Here is an 18,483-nt window from a genome sequence, read left to right as displayed (position 1 = left end):
GCGTTTTTTTTATGATTTATTTTTAAGTCTTCTAAAAACAACTTAATTTGCAGAGAAATTAGGCCAAAATGATAAAAAACAATAAAAAATTTATCAAAAATGGCCTGTTTTTGCTTAAAGTCAATCTAAATATTTACAATGAGTAAAATCACTGCCGCTATAACTGCTGTAGGTTCTTATGTTCCTGATTTTGTACTTTCAAATAAGGTTTTAGAAACTATGGTAGATACCAATGACGAGTGGATTACAACCCGCACAGGTATTAAAGAGCGAAGAATATTAAATGTTCCCGGACAGGGTACTTCTTACTTAGCCATACAAGCCGCTAACCAACTTATCACAAAACACAATATTAATCCAAAAGAAATAGACTGCGTAATAGTAGCTACCGCTACGCCCGATATGCCTGTGGCCGCTACTGCTGTTTACACGGCTACACAAATTGGAGCAGTTAACGCTTTTGCCTATGATTTACAAGCAGCCTGTTCCAGTTTTCTGTACGGCATGTCAAATGCTGCCGCATACATAGAATCCGGTCGATATAAAAAAGTATTGTTAATTGGTGCCGATAAAATGTCTTCTATCATCGACTATACAGATAGAACCACCTGTATTATTTTTGGGGATGGTGCCGGAGCAGTTTTATTTGAACCCAATAACGAAGGCTTAGGGTTGCAAGACGAATATTTAAGAAGCGATGGCATAGGAAGAGCTCATTTAAAAATAGATGCCGGCGGATCTATATTACCAGCAAGCATAGAAACAGTAACAAATAAGCAGCATTTTGTTTTTCAGGATGGTAAAACAGTATTTAAATTTGCTGTATCTAATATGGCAGACGTCTGCGAAAAAATATTAGATCGAAATAATTTGTCAAAACGAGATATTGATTGGTTGGTACCTCATCAAGCTAACATGAGAATTATTGATGCAACCGCCAACCGATTAGATTTGGAAGAATCAAAAGTTCTTAAAAACATTGAAAAATACGGAAATACTACTTCAGCAACCTTACCATTGTTGTTGGCAGAGTTCGAATCCCGTTTTAAAAAAGGAGATAATCTTATTTTCGCTGCCTTTGGAGGTGGTTTTACATGGGGTTCGGTGTATTTAAAATGGGCATATAATACTAAAACTAACTAAAATAACTATAACAAATGGATTTAAAAGACATTCAAAATCTAATAAAATTTGTAGCTAAATCAGGAGCTAACGAGGTGAGATTAGAAATGGACGACGTAAAAATCACTATTAAAACCGGAGGTGAAGTCAAAGGTGAGTCTACTACAATTGTTCAGCAAGCGCCTGTTGGTCAGCCAATAACACAGGTTCCCGTGGCTACACAATTGCAGTCGGCGCCTCAAGAAGCACCACAAGCAGCTTCGATTGCCTCAGAAGATGGTAAGTATATCACAATTAAGTCTCCAATTATAGGAACCTTTTATAGAAAGCCTTCGCCCGACAAACCTGTTTTTGTTGAGGTTGGAAAAGAAATCAAAGAAGGAGATGTGCTTTGTGTGATTGAAGCCATGAAATTATTCAACGAAATTGAATCTGAAATTTCAGGTAAAATTGTAAAAATTCTTGTAGATGATTCATCACCTGTAGAATTTGACCAACCGCTATTTTTAGTAGACCCATCATAACCAATTGACAATTGCCAAAAAGTAAATTCCAAAATTCCAGTATTTTGGAATTGGGCACTTGGAATTTGAAAAATTTAATTTTAGAAGTTATGTTTAAAAAAATATTAGTAGCCAACAGAGGTGAAATTGCGCTTCGTGTCATTAGAACATGTAAAGAAATGGGCATTAAAACAGTAGCGGTTTATTCTACTGCCGATGCAGAAAGTTTGCATGTTAAATTTGCCGATGAAGCCGTTTGTATTGGCCCGCCTTCAAGCGCAGAGTCTTACCTTAAAATGTCAAATATTATAGCCGCAGCCGAAATTACCAATGCAGACGCTATCCATCCCGGCTATGGTTTTTTATCAGAAAACGCTAAGTTTTCAAAAATATGCGCCGAGCACGGTATTAAATTCATTGGCGCCTCAGAAGAAATGATTGCGAAGATGGGAGATAAAGCAACAGCCAAAGCAACCATGAGAGCGGCAGGCGTTCCATGTGTTCCAGGTAGTGAAGGTATTATTCCCGATTTTGAAACTTGCGAAAAATTAGCAAAAGAAATAGGTTATCCTGTAATGCTTAAAGCCACGGCAGGCGGCGGCGGAAAAGGTATGCGGGCCGTTTGGAAACCCGAAAACCTGAAAGCGGCATGGGATTCGGCCAGGCAAGAATCTAAAGCTGCTTTTGGTAATGATGGTATGTATATGGAGAAACTTATAGAAGAACCGCGACATATCGAGATTCAAATTGTAGGAGATTCAACAGGAAGAGCTTGTCACCTTTCCGAAAGAGATTGTTCCATACAGCGACGTCATCAAAAATTAACTGAAGAAGTCCCTTCACCATTTATGACCGATGAGCTTCGCGATAAAATGGGGATGGCGGCAGTTAAAGCAGCAGAATTTATTAAATATGAAGGTGCCGGCACGGTTGAGTTTTTGGTTGACAAGCACCGTAATTTCTACTTTATGGAGATGAATACCCGAATTCAGGTTGAACATCCAATTACAGAGCAGGTCATAGATTTTGATTTAATAAGAGAACAAATTTTGGTCGCTGCCGGAGTGCCAATTTCAGGTAAAAATTATACACCAAACTTGCACTCTATCGAGTGCAGAATCAATGCCGAAGACCCGTTTAACGATTTCAGGCCTTCACCGGGAAGAATTACAACCCTTCATGCACCCGGTGGTCATGGAGTACGATTAGACACTCATGTGTATGCCGGATATTCTATTCCGCCTAATTATGACTCAATGATTGCCAAACTCATAACAACCGCTCAAACCAGGGGAGAAGCCATCAATAAAATGAAGCGCGCATTAGATGAATTTGTAATTGAAGGGATTAAAACCACGATTCCATTTCACAGACAGTTAATGGAACATCCAGATTATTTGGCAGGTAATTACACCACTAAATTTATGGAAGGATTTAAAATGCAGCCAATTGAAGAAGATTAAAAAGAGCTCCGACAAACAGTCGGAGTTTTTTTTGATTATGTCAAATTTTTAAATTCTTAGAATTTTTTTAAGCTTATTGTAATTTTAATGGTTTGGCCGTAACTTTAGCAAAAAAAAATTATATGAATAAAAAAGTTACCCAAGCCTTGGCATCTTTTACTTTTATTGTTTTTTGTGTTTTTACAATATCAGCGCAAAATATATGGCAAGCAGTCGATACTAACACTTTAGACGCTAAAATTCTGCAAAATCGCCCAGATTTACCAATAAAAGAACAGTTTTATAAGTTAAATTTAAATAGGTTAAAGACCCTATTGGCTGATGCACCAAGCCGTTCCTCAAATGCCAGAAGTCATGTTGAAATAGGATTCCCTAATGCATTTGGTAAAATAGAAAAATTTCAAATATTTAATGCACCTGTAATAGACGAGTCCCTACAAGAAGTCTATCCTGAATTGGGTTCTTATATTGGTAAAAGTTTAGAAAATCCTTCTAAAATAATTCGATTTAGTATTTCAGAAAATAGTTTTAAAGCCATAAGCTTAAATGATGAAACCGGTACAGAATATATTGAACCGGCTATTAAAGAGCAGTTGGTTTTTTCGGTTTTCAATAGAAAAAATCTACCCGAAGGAACAGATTATTTTGAGTGTGGTTTTGATGACGACGGACTTGATTTTAACAGAAACTTCGGTAGCTCCTTTGAGAGAAACGCTAATGACGGCCAAATGCGAGAATATAAGTTGGCCATGGGTTGCACTGAAGAATACGCCGCCTTTCATGTAAACCAAGCTGGCTTAAATGACGCTACCGATGCGCAAAAGAAAGCTGCTGTATTAGTAGTAATGAATGATTTAATGACAAGGGTAAATGCTGTATACGAAAATGAAGTTTCACTAACCATGATACTTGTGCCTACCAATGAAAATGTTATTTTTCTTTCTTCACCTTTTTTAAGTAATAATAATCTAACTAATCTTATTAGTGAAAGTCAGCAATTTATCGATGCATTCATAGGAACAGTTTATGACATAGGTCATATGCTTTGCACAGGACCGGGTGGTTTGGCACAGTTAAATTCACCTTGTACTTCAAATAAGGCAAGAGGTGTGTCAGGGTCGGGTGTACCAGCCGGAATCGGATTTGAAGGAGTATTAAAACATGAAATAGGGCATCAATTTGGCAGCAGACATACCTTTAATGGAAATACTAATGCTTGTGGTAACCCCAACCAAAGAGATCCAAATTCGGCTTATGAGCCAGGCAGTGGGTCAACTATTATGGCTTATCCCGGTATTTGTGGTGTACAGAATGTACAAAACAATCGTGATTTGTATTTTCACCAACGTAGTTTAGAAGCTATATGGGCCAACATATCTGCCGGTACTGGTTCTGCCTGTCCAAACTTAGTTTCTTCAGGAAATTCAAGTCCAATTGCAAATGCAGGCCCTAATTACAACATTCCAATAGGAACGCCTTATAAACTTACCGGTTCTTCAGCAGATCCCGACGGTACTGAAACACATACTTACTCTTGGGAGCAATATGACTTGGGTCCTTCGGGCGTGCCTTCAGCAACTACTGCAGAAGGACCATTAGTTCGATCCTTTTTACCAAGTGCTAGCCCTGTTAGATACGTGCCAAGATTATCGAATATAATAACAAGTGGCGCCTCTAATGTTCAATGGGAACAGCTACCAGTTTTAGCAAGAGTCATTAATTATAGATTTACGGTTAGAGATAATGACACTCGAGGTGGAAATAACGCATTTGACGAAATGACAATTAATACAGTTGCTTCGGGCTTTTTCAGAGTTACTTCCCAAAATACCTTAAACTTAGTTTACGAGGGCGGCTCTGATCAAACAGTCTCATGGGATGTAGCTGGTACAACCGGCTCGGGCATTAATACTTCAAATGTTAATATATTATTATCTATTGATGGGGGTCAAAACTTCAATATTGTTTTAGCCTCTAATACACCAAATGATGGCACTGAGGTTGTTACCATGCCAAATGTTGTCGCCACACAATGCCGCATTATGGTTGAGGCAGTTGGTAATATTTTCTTTAACGTTAATAACAGGACATTTCAAATTCAAGAACAGCTTAGTATTAACGATGATACATTAGCGGCTAATTTTAGAATTTATCCTAATCCGAGTGATGGCAATTTTGAAATACAACTACTTAACACGTCAGGAGAAACAATAAATTTACAACTTTTTGATTTAAAAGGTAGAGTTGTTTACACTGATATAGTTAAAGAGTCAGGAGAAATAAGCAGGTCTATTTCTGTCAATAACCTAAGCACCGGGGTTTACTTGTTAAAAGTTTCTGAAGGAAATAAACAAGTAACCAAAAAGGTAGTAATACAGTAATAAGATGCTCTAAAAACAAACAGTCGATATGAGAAATAATTACTTAATAATATTGAAATTGACTTTAGCTATTTTGATATTTACATCAACAGTAATTGCTCAAAAGAGTAATAATTACTGGAAACCTATAAGTGCCGAGAAAGTTGAATCTTCAGAGCGAGAGTTCAGAAAGACCATACCCAATCAGTCTTATTATTATCAGTTAGACGTTAGAGCAATCAAAGAAGTTTTACAGAATGCTCCGCAACGTGTGAGTGGTAATGTAAATTCTAATATTGTAATAAATTTGCCAAATTCCAGTGGTGGGTTTGATAACTTTAAAGTTATGGAAGCAAGTGTACTGCATGAAGAGTTACAATTAAAGTATCCATCAATAAAATCTTATGTGGGACAAGGTGTAGATCATCCTTCGCTTTTTGTTCGACTTAGTATTTCAGATTTTGGACTACACACTATGACATTAGGAGGAAATGCAGGGGCACAATATATTGATCCTTATTCGAAGCATGGCGATATTTATATTGTATACGCCAAGCGTAATTTGAGTGAGTTAGACAACCCTCATGTTTGTGAAGTAGAAGACGAATTACAAGGATTTAACAGATCAGAAATTGTAAATCTTGAGCAAGCCAGAAATGCTAACGACGGGAGACTTAGAGAATACAGACTTGCCTTGGCATGTACCGAAGAATATGCGGCTTTTCACGTAAACCGAGCAGGATTGAGCGCAGCAACCGATATTGAAAAAAAGGCTGCTGTTTTAGCCGCAATGAATGTTACGATGACTAGAGTTAATGGAATTTACGAAAGAGACCTATCTTTAACAATGACCATTATTCCCAATAACGATATCATAATATTTCTTTCCAACGACCCTTTCGATAATAACAACGCTGGTGTTCTAATAAACCAGAGTCAGGCGGTAATTGACAGCAACATTGGCAATACAAATTATGACATAGGCCACACCCTTAGTACTGGAGGAGGAGGTTTAGCATCTTTGAATGTGCCTTGTGTGAACGGTCAAAAAGCTAGAGGGATAACCGGTTTGCCACAGCCGGTGGGAGACCCTTTCGACATAGACTTTGTGGCACACGAAATGGGGCATCAGTTTGGCTCAACACATACATTTAATGGTAATGAAGGCTTTTGTGGAAGCGTAGGACAAAGAACTGCTAATTCTGCCTACGAACCCGGAAGTGGAACTACCATAATGGCTTACGCTGGTATTTGTGGAAGTCAAAATATACAGCCACTGAGTGATGCGTATTTTCATCAAAGAAGTTTAGAACTTATTTGGGCGAATATATCTGCAGGAAATAGTAGTACTTGCCCTGTTCAAACTTTATCAGGTAATAGCGTTCCATCTGCCAATGCAGGAGCAAATTATACAATACCAGTTGGCACTCCTTATAAACTAAACGGATTATCTTCAGATCCGGATGGTACAGCCACTCACACCTACACCTGGGAGCAATACGACCTCGGTCCTGCTGCAGGAATGCCGTCTGAAACAGCAACTGAAGGGCCGCTAGTTCGATCTTTTGAAGGCTCAAATAGCCCCACTAGATTTGTACCAAGATTATCAGATGTATTACAAAATGGTGGAACTTCAACAAATTGGGAAAAACTAACATTAGTCAGTAGACAGATTAATTATAGACTTACTGTGAGAGACAATGACTTAAGAGGCGGACAAATAGCAGTAGATAACATGATTATTACAACTAATACTGGCGCGGCATTTTTTAAGGTGACTTCTCAAAATACAACAGGGTTAATTTTAGAAGGAGGTACTTCCCAAACGGTAACATGGGACGTTGCAGGTACGGCTGGATCAGGAATTAATGTTTCTAATGTAAATATTCTATTATCTTCAAATGGCGGACTAAGTTTTGATACGGTTCTAGTTTCCAATACTCCAAATGATGGTTCTCAAACTGTTATGTTACCACAAATAGACGCAACTAATTGTAGAATTATGGTGGAAGCAGTTGGCAATATATTTTATAATGTTAATACTCGAGATTTTGAAATACAAGCACAATTAAGTGTAAATGAGAATCAATTTTCTAATCTCAAAATATATCCAAATCCCACAATTGACAAAGTTAATATTAGTTTTGAGCCTAAATCAAATGAAAAAATCGTATTGGAAGTCTATGATATTCGTGGCAGAGCCATTTTAAGTAAAACATACCAATCCAACGGTAGATTTGAAGAAACCCTCACATTAGACAATGCGCAGTCTGGAATGTACTTATTGAGCATCACCAACGGCAATCAAAAAGTAACTAAAAAAATAATAGTAGATTAACCAAAATCACTTAAATTAAAGCTCCCAAAAAACGGGAGCTTTTTTTATGAATTTATCTTATTGGGAAATAAAATCTTGGCTTCAAAACATCGATTTTACTGTTATTGGCAGTGGTATTGTTGGATTAAACTGTGCCATTCACCTTAAAGAGAGATTTCCTGCCGCTAAAGTCTTAGTTCTCGAAAAAGGCATCTTGCCACAAGGTGCCAGTACCAAGAACGCCGGTTTTGCATGCTTTGGAAGTTTAAGTGAGATGATAGCCGATCTTAATCATCACTCAGAACAAGAACTTTCAAATCTTGTGAAAAACAGAATAGAAGGCTTACAATTATTAAGACAAACCCTCGGAGATAAAGCTATTGATTATAAAAAACACGGAGGTTATGAGTTGTTTTTAAACGGCCAAAAGGAACTGTTCGAGAAATGTCAAGCCAATACTTCCAAAATTAATAGGTTGCTTAAACCCATATTTGGTGCTGACGTGTTTTCGTGGGTAGATAATAATCAAGGTTTTGAAAAGGTGATTCCTCAACTTAGTTTCAATCCGTTTGAAGGTCAAATCGACACTGGAAAAATGATGGAAGCCTTATTAAACCTAGCTTATAAAAAAGAGATCAAAATTTTAAATAATATTACTGTTGAAGATATTGAAGATAGCCTAAATGGTGTAAACATTAAAACCAATCACTTTGAATTTAAAACTAGTCAAGTATTTGTTTCAACCAACGGTTTTGCCGCCAAATTAATGGAAGTTAATGTAAAACCCGCACGCGCTCAGGTATTAATTACCAAACCTATAGATGCTTTAAAAATTAAAGGTACTTTTCATTTAGACGAAGGTTACTACTATTTTAGAAGTATCAACAATAGAATTTTGTTTGGTGGCGGCAGAAATTTAGACTTTAAAACCGAAGAAACAACAGAATTTGGCCTAACAGAAATAGTTCAAAATCAGCTTGAAAACTATTTAAAGGAAATTATTTTGCCTGACACACCATTTGATATTGATCACCGCTGGAGTGGCATCATGGGAGTTGGCTCAGAAAAATCCCCAATTGTAAAACAGTACTCCAACAATATTTATTGCGGTGTAAGATTAGGTGGCATGGGCGTAGCTATAGGAAGTTTGGTTGGGAAAGAATTGGCCAATTTACTACCTTAGACCAATGAATAATTCCCCAAATTTCTACCCTGTAATTATCATTGGCGGTGGCTTGGCCGGATTGGTGAGCGCTATTCATTTAAGCAAGTTTAATATCCAGGTTTTACTCATTGAAAAAAATAGTTACCCCAAGCACAAAGTTTGTGGCGAATACATTTCCACCGAAGTATTACCATACCTCAAAAGTTTAGGATTTAATCCTTTTGATTTTGGAGCAAAAGCCATTTATAATTTTGAACTCACTACCAATAGCAACAAAAAAATCAGCTCTAAATTACCTTTGGGTGGCTTTGGAATTAGTCGATACAAAATGGATTACGAGCTCTCTAAACTTGCTCTTCAAAACGGGGTGCAAATTCTTCAGGATTCAGTAACCAATGTTATTTTTTTGAACAATCAATTTACTATTTCCACAAAAAATAACGGGGAATTTTCAAGTGCAATTACCATTGGTGCCTTTGGTAAACGCGCTAATTTAGACGTTAAGCTCAACAGAAGTTTCATCAAACAACAATCGCCATACCTAGCTGTAAAAACGCATGCAAAAATCGCTTTCAAAGAAGATTTGGTTGCTTTACATAACTTTAAAGGGGGCTATTGCGGCGTTAGTATGGTAGAAGAAGACCGTGTTAACCTCTGTTACATTACCAATTTTAAAAGCTTTAAAAAACATAAAGACATAGATGCCTTTCAGCAACAAGTGGTATTCAAAAACAAGTCTTTAAACTATATTTTTCAAAATGCCGAGATGTGTTTTGAACAGCCATTAACTATCAGTCAAATTTCGTTTCAAACTAAAAAGACCATCGAAAACCACATGATCATGTGTGGTGACACAGCCGGAATGATTCATCCTTTATGCGGTAACGGCATGGCCATGGCAATAAGAAGCGCACAAATGGCTTCTTTGGTGATAATTGATTATCTTCATAAAAAAATTAGCAGTAGAAGTGAAATGGAAAAGCAATATTCCAAAATGTGGGATACAGCATTTAAAGCACGACTTAAAACAGGTCATATATTGGCTTACTTATTCCGTCAGGAATGGTTAGCCCCAATGTTGTTAGGATTAATTAGTTATTTTCCGATACTACTTCCGTTAATTATTAAACGCACACATGGTAAACCAATGACAGCTGTTGAATGCTTATAGATACCACATATAGAAGTGATGAGATAGAACTTATGGACGACTTCAAACTTGAAGGCGAAACACTAAGAGACACGCTTAATAAGTTAGGCAACATTAATAAATGGTTGGGAGGTAATTGCATTACAGTAAATGGCGTTGCAAACCTGCTTATAGACAAGCCGAAAGATCAGATATATCACATTATTGACCTTGGTTGTGGGCATGGAGATATGCTGAGATTAATTGCAAAATGGGCCAAAAAAAACGGATATCGGTTAGAATTACTTGGGGTTGATGCTAATTTAGATGCTGTTAATTATGCAAATGAATTATCTATTAATCACCCCAATATTTCATTTTTATGCGAAGATGTTTTTTCGGAAGCATTTAAAAACATGAATTGCGACATTATGTTAGCAACATTGTTTTTACATCATTTTAAAGACGAAGAAATCATTAAATTACTTGAAATATTTCAGCAAAATACTACCATAGGAATTGTGATTAACGATTTACAAAGAAGTAAATTAGCCTATTTACTCTTTCAAGGTTTAGGGCTTTTCATCTCAAATAAAATGGTGAAAGAAGACGGTCTTACTTCGATAAAAAGAGCTTTTAAAAAAGATGAACTGGTGAGGTTTTCAAACCGGCTTCAATTAAAATCACAAATTAAATGGCGATGGGCATTTCGTTACCAATGGATTATTAAATTATAATATGGCAGTAAAAATAACAACAGTAGCCAAGGCGCTTCCAAAATATACCAGACATACCAAAGATATCTTGCCTTATGTAGAACAATGGCTTGATGGTCAGGACGAGCGTTTTAAGCGGAAGGTTCTTAAAATATTTGAAAATGCCGCCGTTGACAAACGTTATGCCATTATGGATGCAGATGAGGTGTTTTTAAAAACCTCTTTCGAAGAAAAAAATAATATTTACATAAAAGAATGCACCAATTTGGCTCAAACCGCTACATCGCGGGCACTAGAAAAAGCTCAATTAAAACCCACCGAAATTGACTTTATAATTACAGTGAGCTGCACAGGAATTATGATTCCGTCGCTTGATGCCTATCTCATCAATCACTTTAAGATGAATCAGGACATTGTGCGTTTACCTGTTACCGAAATGGGATGCGCGGCGGGTGTTTCGGCTATGATTTATGCCTATCATTTTTTAAAATCTATACCCAACAAACGGGCACTGATTATTGCCGTTGAATCGCCAACGGCTACCTTTCAGCACGACGATTTTTCTATGGTAAATATTGTAAGTGCTGCCATATTTGGCGATGGTTGTGCTGCCGCCATTTTATCGTCTTATCCTGAAGAAACCGGTCCTGAAATTTTAGACCAGGCCATGTATCATTTTTTCGACGCCACCCATATGATGGGATTTAATTTAACCAACTCAGGTTTGCAAATGGTCTTAGACCAGTCGGTTCCCGAAACGATTGCCAATCATTTTCCCGACATCATTTATCCGTTTTTAGAGCGGAATGGTATTGATATCAATGCCGTAAATCATTTGATTTTTCATCCCGGCGGGAAAAAAATTGTGCAAACCGTTGAAGAATTGTTTGGCGCTATTGGAAAAAACATAGACGATACCAAATCGGTTTTAAAAGAATACGGCAATATGAGCAGTGCAACTGTACTCTATGTTTTAGAACGATTTATAGACAGAAAACTACCCGAAGGCGACTTGGGCTTGATGCTAAGTTTTGGCCCCGGTTTTTCGGCGCAACGTATTTTATTACAATGGTAAAAGAATTTGAACATAAAAATTATTGGGCACTCATTTTGGGTGGTGGCAGTGGTTTGGGTTTAGCATCGGCGAAAAAACTGGCACAACACGGCATGAATATTTGCGTGCTTTACAGAGCACCCAGAAATATGGAACATGCTATTCAAAAAGAATTTGAATCTATTAAAAAGATAGGTGTTGACTTTTTATCTTTTAATGCCGATGCCTTAAATCCCAAAAATAGAGTTGAGATAATTCATCAATTAAAAGCAAAAATGGCCAATAACGGCAGTGTAAAAACCTTGGTCCATAGTATTGCCAAAGGAAATTTAAAGCCCATGACCCACACCGAAAACCCAACTTTAAAAACCGACGATTTTTTGCTCACCATCAATGCCATGGCCATTAGTTTATACGATTGGACGAAGGCTGTTTTGGACTCCAAATTATTTCATAATGATGCTCGGATTATTAGCTTTACAAGTGAAGGTAATATCAAGGCATGGCATGGTTATGCAGCGGTTTCTGCTGCAAAAACCAGTTTAGAAGCCATCACAAGAAGCATGGCATTAGAATTGGCACCGTTTGGCATAAAAGCCAATTGTATTCAGGCCGGCACTACTAATACACCTTCTTTTAGAGCCATTCCCGGTAGCGAAGCATTGGAAAAAATGGCCGTACAACGAAACCCGTTCAATAAACTTACCACGCCGGAAGATGTTGCCAATGTGGTGTATTTATTGTCTAAGGATGAAGCAGCGTGGATTAATGGAAGTATCATTACCGTTGATGGCGGAGAACATTTGAGATAGATGACAGATAAAGAAATCATTGCAAAATTACCGTATCAAGCACCGTTTTTGTTTGTTGATGCTATTGAAGCGCTCTCAGAAAATGGCCTAACCGGAAGCTATACTTTTAAATCTGACGAATATTTTTATAAAGGACATTTTAAAAACCATCCCGTAACGCCGGGCGTTATTTTAACCGAATGTATGGCGCAAATAGGTTTGGTAAGTTTGGGAATTTATTTATTAAGAAACGAACATGTATTAAACAGCAACATTCAGGTGGCCTTAACGTCTCATCAAATAGATTTTTATTTACCGGTATTTCCAAACGAAAAGGTAACGGTTATTTCAGAGAAGGAATATTTTAGATTCAATAAGTTAAAATGCAAGGTGAAGATGTTTAATCGAAATGACGAATTGGTTTGCCGTGGTGTCATTTCAGGAATGCTAAAGGTTTTGCAAGATGAAGAATAGAGTAGTGGTTACCGGTTTGGGAGTAGTGGCACCAAATGGTGTAGGCATTACTAATTTTTCTGAAGCTTTAAAAAAAGGAACTTCCGGTATTGAATTCTATCAGGAATTAAAAGATCTTAATTTTTCTTGTCAGATAGGCGGAATTCCAAAAATTTCCGAAGCCTTAAAGAAACAATATTTTACCGATTTACAACTGCGAGGTTTTAATAGCTCCGGTATTCTATATGGTTGCATCGCAGGAATAGACGCTTGGAAAGATGCCGGTTTACCAACGGATAATTTTGAGCATTACGATCCTGAAACCGGACTTATTTTTGGTACAGGAACTTCAGGTGTCGAGAAATTCAGAGAAGCCATTTACCAGTTAGATGATAAACAGGTTCGACGCTTGGGCAGTACCGTTGTGGTACAAACCATGGCTAGCGGTGTGAGTGCATATTTAAGCGGAATGTTGGGATTAGGCAACCAAGTCACAACTAATTCTTCGGCCTGTAGTACCGGCACCGAAGCCATTATTATGGGTTATGAACGCATTAAAGCCGGAAAAGCCAAACGCATGTTAGTGGGTAGTTGTAGCGATCACGGACCCTATGTTTGGGGTGGTTTTGATGCCATGCGTGTATGTACTTATAAGCATAATGATTCACCTGAACAAGGGTCAAGACCAATGAGTAACAGCGCTTCAGGATTTGTACCCGGTAGCGGCGCAGGTGCTTTGTTGCTTGAAGATTTAGAAAGTGCTTTACAACGAAATGCTATCATCTATGCCGAAGTTTTAGGCGGCGATGTCAATAGTGGTGGTCAGCGAAATGGCGGCACCTTAACGGCTCCAAACCCTGAAGCCGTGCAACGTTGCATTAAAAATGCTATTGTTAACTCTGGAATTAAATCTCATATGGTCGACGCAATTAACGGTCATCTAACGGCTACTTCAAAAGACGGCCTAGAAATAGAAAATTGGAGCAGGGCTTTGGGTCGAAGGGGTAAAGATTTTCCTTATGTTAGCGCCACCAAATCTACTATTGGTCACTGTCTGGCGGCGGCTGGGGCTATTGAAAGCGTCGCTGCAATTCTTCAGTTAAAGGAACAATTTTTAGCGCCAAATATTAATTGCGAAGATTTGCATCCCGAAATCCTGATGCTTGTAGACTCCGAAAAAATTCCGAAGTCATTTCAACCGCAAGGCCTTGACATTATTGCTAAAGCCAGTTTTGGATTTGGAGATGTCAATGCTTGTGTTTTATTTAAGCGATTTATAGCTTAACTTTAGGCAAAAATTAAATATGGAAAAGACTGTGTTAATTGAAAAATTAAAGGTCATTATTGAACCCTACATTCAAGATGAAGACGCTTTTAAAAACCTCACTGAAACCACCGATTTTGTAAAAGATTTGAAAATAAATTCGGCTAATTTGGTTGATATCATCCTCGATATCGAAGACGCATTTGATATTAGATTGGAAAACGAAGACATGGAGCAAATGCTGAATGTTAAAGCCGCCATTGAAATAGTTCAATCCAAACAAAACAGCAAATGATTGGTAATGACATTGTTTGTCTTTCAACTGCCAATCGCTCTAAGCACATTGGTTCGAAGCGCTTCTTGGACAAGATTTTTACAGTTGAAGAACAAGTAATGATAGTTAATTCGGAAGATCCAAATTTAATCATCTGGAAATTATGGGCAGTTAAAGAAAGTGCATATAAATTGTTTGTACAGCAAGGTTTTCAACCTGAATTTGCTCCTAAAAAAATTATTTGTAAAAAGGCAAATGAGCACTTTCAAGTTTCTATGGACAATTTTAAAACAAGTGTTGATTGTATTGCGAACACAAAATTCGTTTATGCTCAAACCATTTTAGAAAAGTCAAAAGTTATAAGTAGTTGTTTTGAGTTAGACAGCAATATCTATTATAATCAATCGCAACAAGTATCATTGGCTTTAAAGAAAAATGCTTCATTATTTTTTCAAATTGATGTCAGGCTTATTCAGCTTAATAAAGCCAAGAACAATATTCCTAAACTGTCCTATAAAAACACCTTTTTACCAGTAAATGTATCACTAACACATCACGGGAGTTTCGGTGCGTTTGCAGTGGTTTTGGCTTAGTAACATATATAGAAAGTTGTGAAAATCTTTCAAAACATTGTAGAAACTTTACTTATAACCAAATGGCTCATAATTGGCTTACTGCTGCTGCTATTGGGCTTTTCAAATTACAGTACATTAAAGAACCTAAAAGTTGATAATAGTCTGGCTATATGGTTTTTAGAAGATAATCCGAAGTATAATGCCTATATAGCCTATCAGGAAAAATTTGGTTCAGACGAAGTTTTTATTGCAATGCTTCCGGTTTCTAATGCCTTAGATAGTATTGAGGTCAAAAAGTTAGAACGTTTACATCAAAAGATTGATAGTCTTTGGTATGTAAACACTTCGTTTAGTTTATCCAAAGCCGAATATCCTGTTTATAACAACGGAGTTTTCGTTTTTTCGCCTCTTTACAACCCGCAAAGAAGTGAAAACGCTATTAAAAGTTTGATGTCTAAAATTCCAAGCATTAGCCATCAACTAGTTACAGCCGATTTCAAAAACCTCTTTTTTTACATTCAGTTAAAGCCAACACCGTTAATTGAATCGCAACGTGAAATTATTTTACCTGAAATAGAACAGTATTTTAATGAAATAATAGGAAATGATTATCACCTATCCGGCGCACCTGTTCTCAATGAAGCCTATAGCAGAGGTATCTATAAAGAAAGTTTAATTTTCGCCGTTTTAACCATTGCGGTAATTGGCTTAATGTTGTTGTTTTTATTGCCTGACAGGCGTTATTTAATTATTGCTTTATGCGCTGTAATTGTACCGGTTTCGCTTTTGTTTGGTATTATTACAGCCTTTGGATTTGCGCTTAATATGATATCTATGCTGATACCAACCATTTTGCTGGTGTACAGTGTGAGCGATGCGGTGCACATCATTAATATTTATCATAAAGAAGGTATTATTAACTCCAATCTTAATAAACTAAACCTCATGGCATTGGCGTTTAGAAAAAGTCTAACGCCATGTTTTTACACTACACTAACCACCATTGTTGGATATTTTGCCTTGTATTTATCACCGCTTCCGGCATTTAAAAACATGGGTGTTTTAACCTGTATTGGTTTGTTGCTTTGCTTTGTTTTAGTTTATGTAATTGTGATAATTGGATTGAGTTTTTACAATATAGATTTTAAAAATTCAAAGCCTGTTTTAAGTCTTTCAAATATTAATTATCAATTATTAATTCAAAGGTTAAATGAATTTACTTCTGAAAGAAAAAGCGGCATAATTTTAGTTTCAACTATTTTAATGATGGCCGGTATTTATTCGGTTTTTAATCTTAAAATAGACACCGATTCTCTAAATCTTTTAGCTGAAGGGAAAGCTAAACAAGATCTTCGGGTGATTGAATCACATTTAGATGCCAGTTCGCGATTACAGATTAATATAACAACGACCTCTGAAGATAATATGTTTTTAGATGATGGCGTTGCATCTCTCGAAAGGTTTCAAAAGCAATTAGATGAACATCCATTATTGTCAAATCCGGTTTCTGTAATAACTATTAAAGATTTTTTAGAGGAGCGAACACCGGTATTATTTCAATCTAATATTAATAAAACTAAACTTCAATCGGCTTTGACTTCGTACAACGAACATAGCAATTCATTTTACACCTTTTTTTCAAAAGATTTGAAAACTTTGGGGATTACCGTTGGGGTTAAAGAATTAAAAACTTCAGAGTTAGAAACTATTATGAATGATATTGAAACTGCTTTCGAATCGAGTTTCAATACGGAGAAATTCAGTCTTGATATTCAAGGCTTTTCCGTGGTGTTTTCTCAGCTTAACAAGTTTATCTTGCAAACACAGTTCAGGTCGTTTTTTGCAGCTTTTATAGTTGGTTTTTTGGCCCTATTGTTTTTTATTAAAAATGTAAAGACTACAATTTTGGTGCTTATCCCTAATATTTTACCCTTATTAGTTTTGGCATTGGCCATGTGGATTTTAGAAATCCCGCTAGATGTTACTACCGTTATGATCACTCCTATAATGTTAGGAATTGCTATGGACGATACCATTCATCTAATTTATAAATATAAACGCACAAAAGCGATAAAGGGTAATGCACAGCAGCGGATTGATAAATCTATGGTTTACACCGGTAGCGCACTGTTCTCAACTACCATTGCTTTGGTAGCCGGATTTTTAATTATTAGCACCAGCGCGGTACCATCGGTAAGCGAATTCGGAATATTATGCGCATTAACTATTGCAATTGCCTTTATAAGCGATGTGGTTTTTTTACCGGCGCTTTTAAAACGGTTTGATAAGTAGATTATTTTTTTTCAAATGAAATGTAAACGCCAGTGTTCAGTTTATTTTCATTTTCTATAAAAATTGATTCTGATTGATAAACAGCTTCAATCAAATAGTTTTTCCCATTGAAATAACAATCTTTTACTTGAGCTTCATACTTTGAATTTTCTACTATTTTTAATTGATGTGCGTAGACAAAACCGAATGGTTCTATGTAATTATATTCACCAAAGAATGCGGCTATTAACTTGTTTTTTGGGTTGTTGTATAAATCTTCAATATTTTTATCAGCTATAATTTTGTGGTTGTCCAGAACCAAAACCCGATCGGCAAAACCTAGAACATCATCTTTGTCGTGCGTAGCCACCAAACAACCGATGTTTTGTTCTTTTAAGAATTTAAATACTTTTCTACGGAGCGACTGTTTTTTAAAATTGTCGATGTTGCTAAAAGGTTCATCGAGCAGTAAAATTTCGGGTTGTTTTGCTAATGCCTGCGCCAGAGCCACACGCTGTTTTTGTCCACCACTTAAAAATTTTACTTTGATGTCTGCAAATTCTTCCAATTCAACCACCTTAATAAGTTCTTTGGTACGCTGTTGTTTTTCTTCAGGATAAAAATTGGATAAGTATTTCCCGATATTTTCCCTTACGGTGGTAAATGGCATTAAATCAAACTCCTGGGCTACATATTTCATAAACTCATATCCAACTACAAGATTAAATTTTGGCCCCAGAATTTGTTGTTCTTTCCAGTAAATTTCGCCATTTGATAAATCGTATTGACCGTAAATTAATTTAATTAAAGTGCTTTTACCTGAACCGCTTTCACCGATAAGTGCGACATTTTCTCCCGGTTTTATTTCGAAACGAACTTTTGAAATTACAGGAGTTTTATTGTAGGAGAAGCTTATGTTTTTAACTTTTAGCATTCGACAAAAATAACGCAAAAAAACTTCTTAACTGAAATAGCCCAGGGTTTAGAACCTGGGCTAAATCGGAAATTGGAAAATCCAAATTTTCT

General features: G+C 36.6%; 16 protein-coding genes. 15 read left to right on the top strand and 1 reads right to left on the bottom strand.

Annotation, left to right across the window (positions count from 1 at the left end; translation table 11 throughout):
• Positions 1-138 precede the first annotated feature (138 nt).
• The 15 genes from FJ651_RS04870 to FJ651_RS04800 all read left to right on the top strand — a co-directional run bounded on the left by FJ651_RS04870 (position 139) and on the right by FJ651_RS04800 (position 17,478).
• A complete protein-coding gene (locus FJ651_RS04870; RefSeq protein WP_140989291.1) occupies positions 139-1,143 on the top strand; it encodes a beta-ketoacyl-ACP synthase III in 1,005 nt (334 codons plus the stop codon).
• A gap of 14 nt (positions 1,144-1,157) precedes the next feature.
• Positions 1,158-1,646: an acetyl-CoA carboxylase biotin carboxyl carrier protein gene (accB, locus tag FJ651_RS04865; protein WP_140989290.1), complete on the top strand. Its 489-nt coding sequence runs from the start codon at positions 1,158-1,160 to the stop codon at positions 1,644-1,646.
• 89 nt (positions 1,647-1,735) lie between these two features.
• Complete coding sequence (gene accC, locus FJ651_RS04860) at positions 1,736-3,088, top strand: acetyl-CoA carboxylase biotin carboxylase subunit (RefSeq protein WP_140989289.1); 1,353 nt, start codon at positions 1,736-1,738, stop codon at positions 3,086-3,088.
• Positions 3,089-3,210: 122 nt separating this feature from the next.
• On the top strand, positions 3,211-5,469 hold the full coding sequence (locus FJ651_RS04855) for a M12 family metallo-peptidase (protein WP_140989288.1): 2,259 nt from the start codon (positions 3,211-3,213) through the stop codon (positions 5,467-5,469).
• A gap of 28 nt (positions 5,470-5,497) precedes the next feature.
• Positions 5,498-7,786 carry a zinc-dependent metalloprotease gene (locus tag FJ651_RS04850; protein WP_140989287.1) on the top strand — a complete coding sequence of 763 codons (2,289 nt, stop codon included), beginning with the start codon at positions 5,498-5,500 and terminating at the stop codon, positions 7,784-7,786.
• Positions 7,787-7,832: 46 nt separating this feature from the next.
• Positions 7,833-8,948 carry an NAD(P)/FAD-dependent oxidoreductase gene (locus FJ651_RS04845; protein ID WP_140989286.1) on the top strand — a complete coding sequence of 372 codons (1,116 nt, stop codon included), beginning with the start codon at positions 7,833-7,835 and terminating at the stop codon, positions 8,946-8,948.
• A 4-nt stretch (positions 8,949-8,952) separates the two neighbouring features.
• Positions 8,953-10,101, top strand: a complete 1,149-nt coding sequence (locus FJ651_RS04840; RefSeq protein WP_140989285.1) for an NAD(P)/FAD-dependent oxidoreductase — start codon at positions 8,953-8,955, stop codon at positions 10,099-10,101.
• A complete protein-coding gene (locus FJ651_RS04835) occupies positions 10,092-10,796 on the top strand; it encodes a methyltransferase domain-containing protein (RefSeq protein ID WP_140989284.1) in 705 nt (234 codons plus the stop codon). The genes FJ651_RS04840 and FJ651_RS04835 overlap by 10 nt, the downstream gene beginning before the upstream one ends.
• A 1-nt stretch (position 10,797) precedes the next feature.
• The gene (locus FJ651_RS04830) at positions 10,798-11,850 is read left to right on the top strand and encodes a type III polyketide synthase (protein ID WP_140989283.1); all 1,053 of its coding nucleotides are present in this window, start codon (positions 10,798-10,800) and stop codon (positions 11,848-11,850) included.
• Positions 11,844-12,641, top strand: coding sequence for an SDR family oxidoreductase (locus FJ651_RS04825; protein ID WP_140989282.1), 798 nt, complete (start codon positions 11,844-11,846; stop codon positions 12,639-12,641). Before FJ651_RS04830 ends, FJ651_RS04825 begins: the two co-directional genes overlap by 7 nt.
• Entirely contained in the window at positions 12,642-13,094 is a 453-nt protein-coding gene (locus tag FJ651_RS04820) for a 3-hydroxyacyl-ACP dehydratase FabZ family protein (RefSeq protein WP_140989281.1), read from the top strand.
• Positions 13,084-14,358, top strand: a complete 1,275-nt coding sequence (locus tag FJ651_RS04815; protein WP_140989280.1) for a beta-ketoacyl-[acyl-carrier-protein] synthase family protein — start codon at positions 13,084-13,086, stop codon at positions 14,356-14,358. Before FJ651_RS04820 ends, FJ651_RS04815 begins: the two co-directional genes overlap by 11 nt.
• 19 nt (positions 14,359-14,377) lie before the next feature.
• The gene (locus FJ651_RS04810; RefSeq protein ID WP_140989279.1) at positions 14,378-14,632 is read left to right on the top strand and encodes an acyl carrier protein; all 255 of its coding nucleotides are present in this window, start codon (positions 14,378-14,380) and stop codon (positions 14,630-14,632) included.
• Positions 14,629-15,204 carry a 4'-phosphopantetheinyl transferase family protein gene (locus tag FJ651_RS04805; RefSeq protein ID WP_140989278.1) on the top strand — a complete coding sequence of 192 codons (576 nt, stop codon included), beginning with the start codon at positions 14,629-14,631 and terminating at the stop codon, positions 15,202-15,204. The genes FJ651_RS04810 and FJ651_RS04805 overlap by 4 nt, the downstream gene beginning before the upstream one ends.
• An 18-nt stretch (positions 15,205-15,222) precedes the next feature.
• A complete protein-coding gene (locus FJ651_RS04800) occupies positions 15,223-17,478 on the top strand; it encodes an efflux RND transporter permease subunit (protein WP_140989277.1) in 2,256 nt (751 codons plus the stop codon).
• Between the two features lies 1 nt (position 17,479).
• Here FJ651_RS04800 and FJ651_RS04795 read toward each other — a convergent pair whose 3' ends face one another.
• Complete coding sequence (locus tag FJ651_RS04795) at positions 17,480-18,391, bottom strand: ABC transporter ATP-binding protein (RefSeq protein ID WP_140989276.1); 912 nt, start codon at positions 18,389-18,391, stop codon at positions 17,480-17,482.
• Positions 18,392-18,483: the final 92 nt, after the last annotated feature.

The sequence above is a fragment of the Paucihalobacter ruber genome (genome assembly GCF_006494535.1).
GTDB lineage: Bacteria > Bacteroidota > Bacteroidia > Flavobacteriales > Flavobacteriaceae > Paucihalobacter > Paucihalobacter ruber.
The sequence above is the reverse complement of the archived record's forward strand: the minus strand, read 5'-3'. Positions and strand labels throughout refer to the sequence as shown.

Excerpts from the sequence above, each read along its gene's own strand:
- FJ651_RS04840 (WP_140989285.1), top strand. The coding sequence starts at position 8,953 with ATGAATAATTCCCCAAATTTCTACCCTGTAATTATCATTGGCGGTGGC.
- FJ651_RS04825 (WP_140989282.1), top strand. The coding sequence starts at position 11,844 with ATGGTAAAAGAATTTGAACATAAAAATTATTGGGCACTCATTTTGGGT.
- FJ651_RS04820 (WP_140989281.1), top strand. The coding sequence starts at position 12,642 with ATGACAGATAAAGAAATCATTGCAAAATTACCGTATCAAGCACCGTTT.
- FJ651_RS04835 (WP_140989284.1), top strand. The coding sequence starts at position 10,092 with ATGCTTATAGATACCACATATAGAAGTGATGAGATAGAACTTATGGAC.
- FJ651_RS04810 (WP_140989279.1), top strand. The coding sequence starts at position 14,378 with ATGGAAAAGACTGTGTTAATTGAAAAATTAAAGGTCATTATTGAACCC.
- FJ651_RS04870 (WP_140989291.1), top strand. The coding sequence starts at position 139 with ATGAGTAAAATCACTGCCGCTATAACTGCTGTAGGTTCTTATGTTCCT.
- accC (WP_140989289.1), top strand. The coding sequence starts at position 1,736 with ATGTTTAAAAAAATATTAGTAGCCAACAGAGGTGAAATTGCGCTTCGT.
- accB (WP_140989290.1), top strand. The coding sequence starts at position 1,158 with ATGGATTTAAAAGACATTCAAAATCTAATAAAATTTGTAGCTAAATCA.
- FJ651_RS04845 (WP_140989286.1), top strand. The coding sequence starts at position 7,833 with ATGAATTTATCTTATTGGGAAATAAAATCTTGGCTTCAAAACATCGAT.
- FJ651_RS04855 (WP_140989288.1), top strand. The coding sequence starts at position 3,211 with ATGAATAAAAAAGTTACCCAAGCCTTGGCATCTTTTACTTTTATTGTT.
- FJ651_RS04795 (WP_140989276.1), bottom strand. The coding sequence starts at position 18,391 with ATGCTAAAAGTTAAAAACATAAGCTTCTCCTACAATAAAACTCCTGTA.
- FJ651_RS04830 (WP_140989283.1), top strand. The coding sequence starts at position 10,798 with ATGGCAGTAAAAATAACAACAGTAGCCAAGGCGCTTCCAAAATATACC.
- FJ651_RS04805 (WP_140989278.1), top strand. The coding sequence starts at position 14,629 with ATGATTGGTAATGACATTGTTTGTCTTTCAACTGCCAATCGCTCTAAG.
- FJ651_RS04815 (WP_140989280.1), top strand. The coding sequence starts at position 13,084 with ATGAAGAATAGAGTAGTGGTTACCGGTTTGGGAGTAGTGGCACCAAAT.
- FJ651_RS04850 (WP_140989287.1), top strand. The coding sequence starts at position 5,498 with ATGAGAAATAATTACTTAATAATATTGAAATTGACTTTAGCTATTTTG.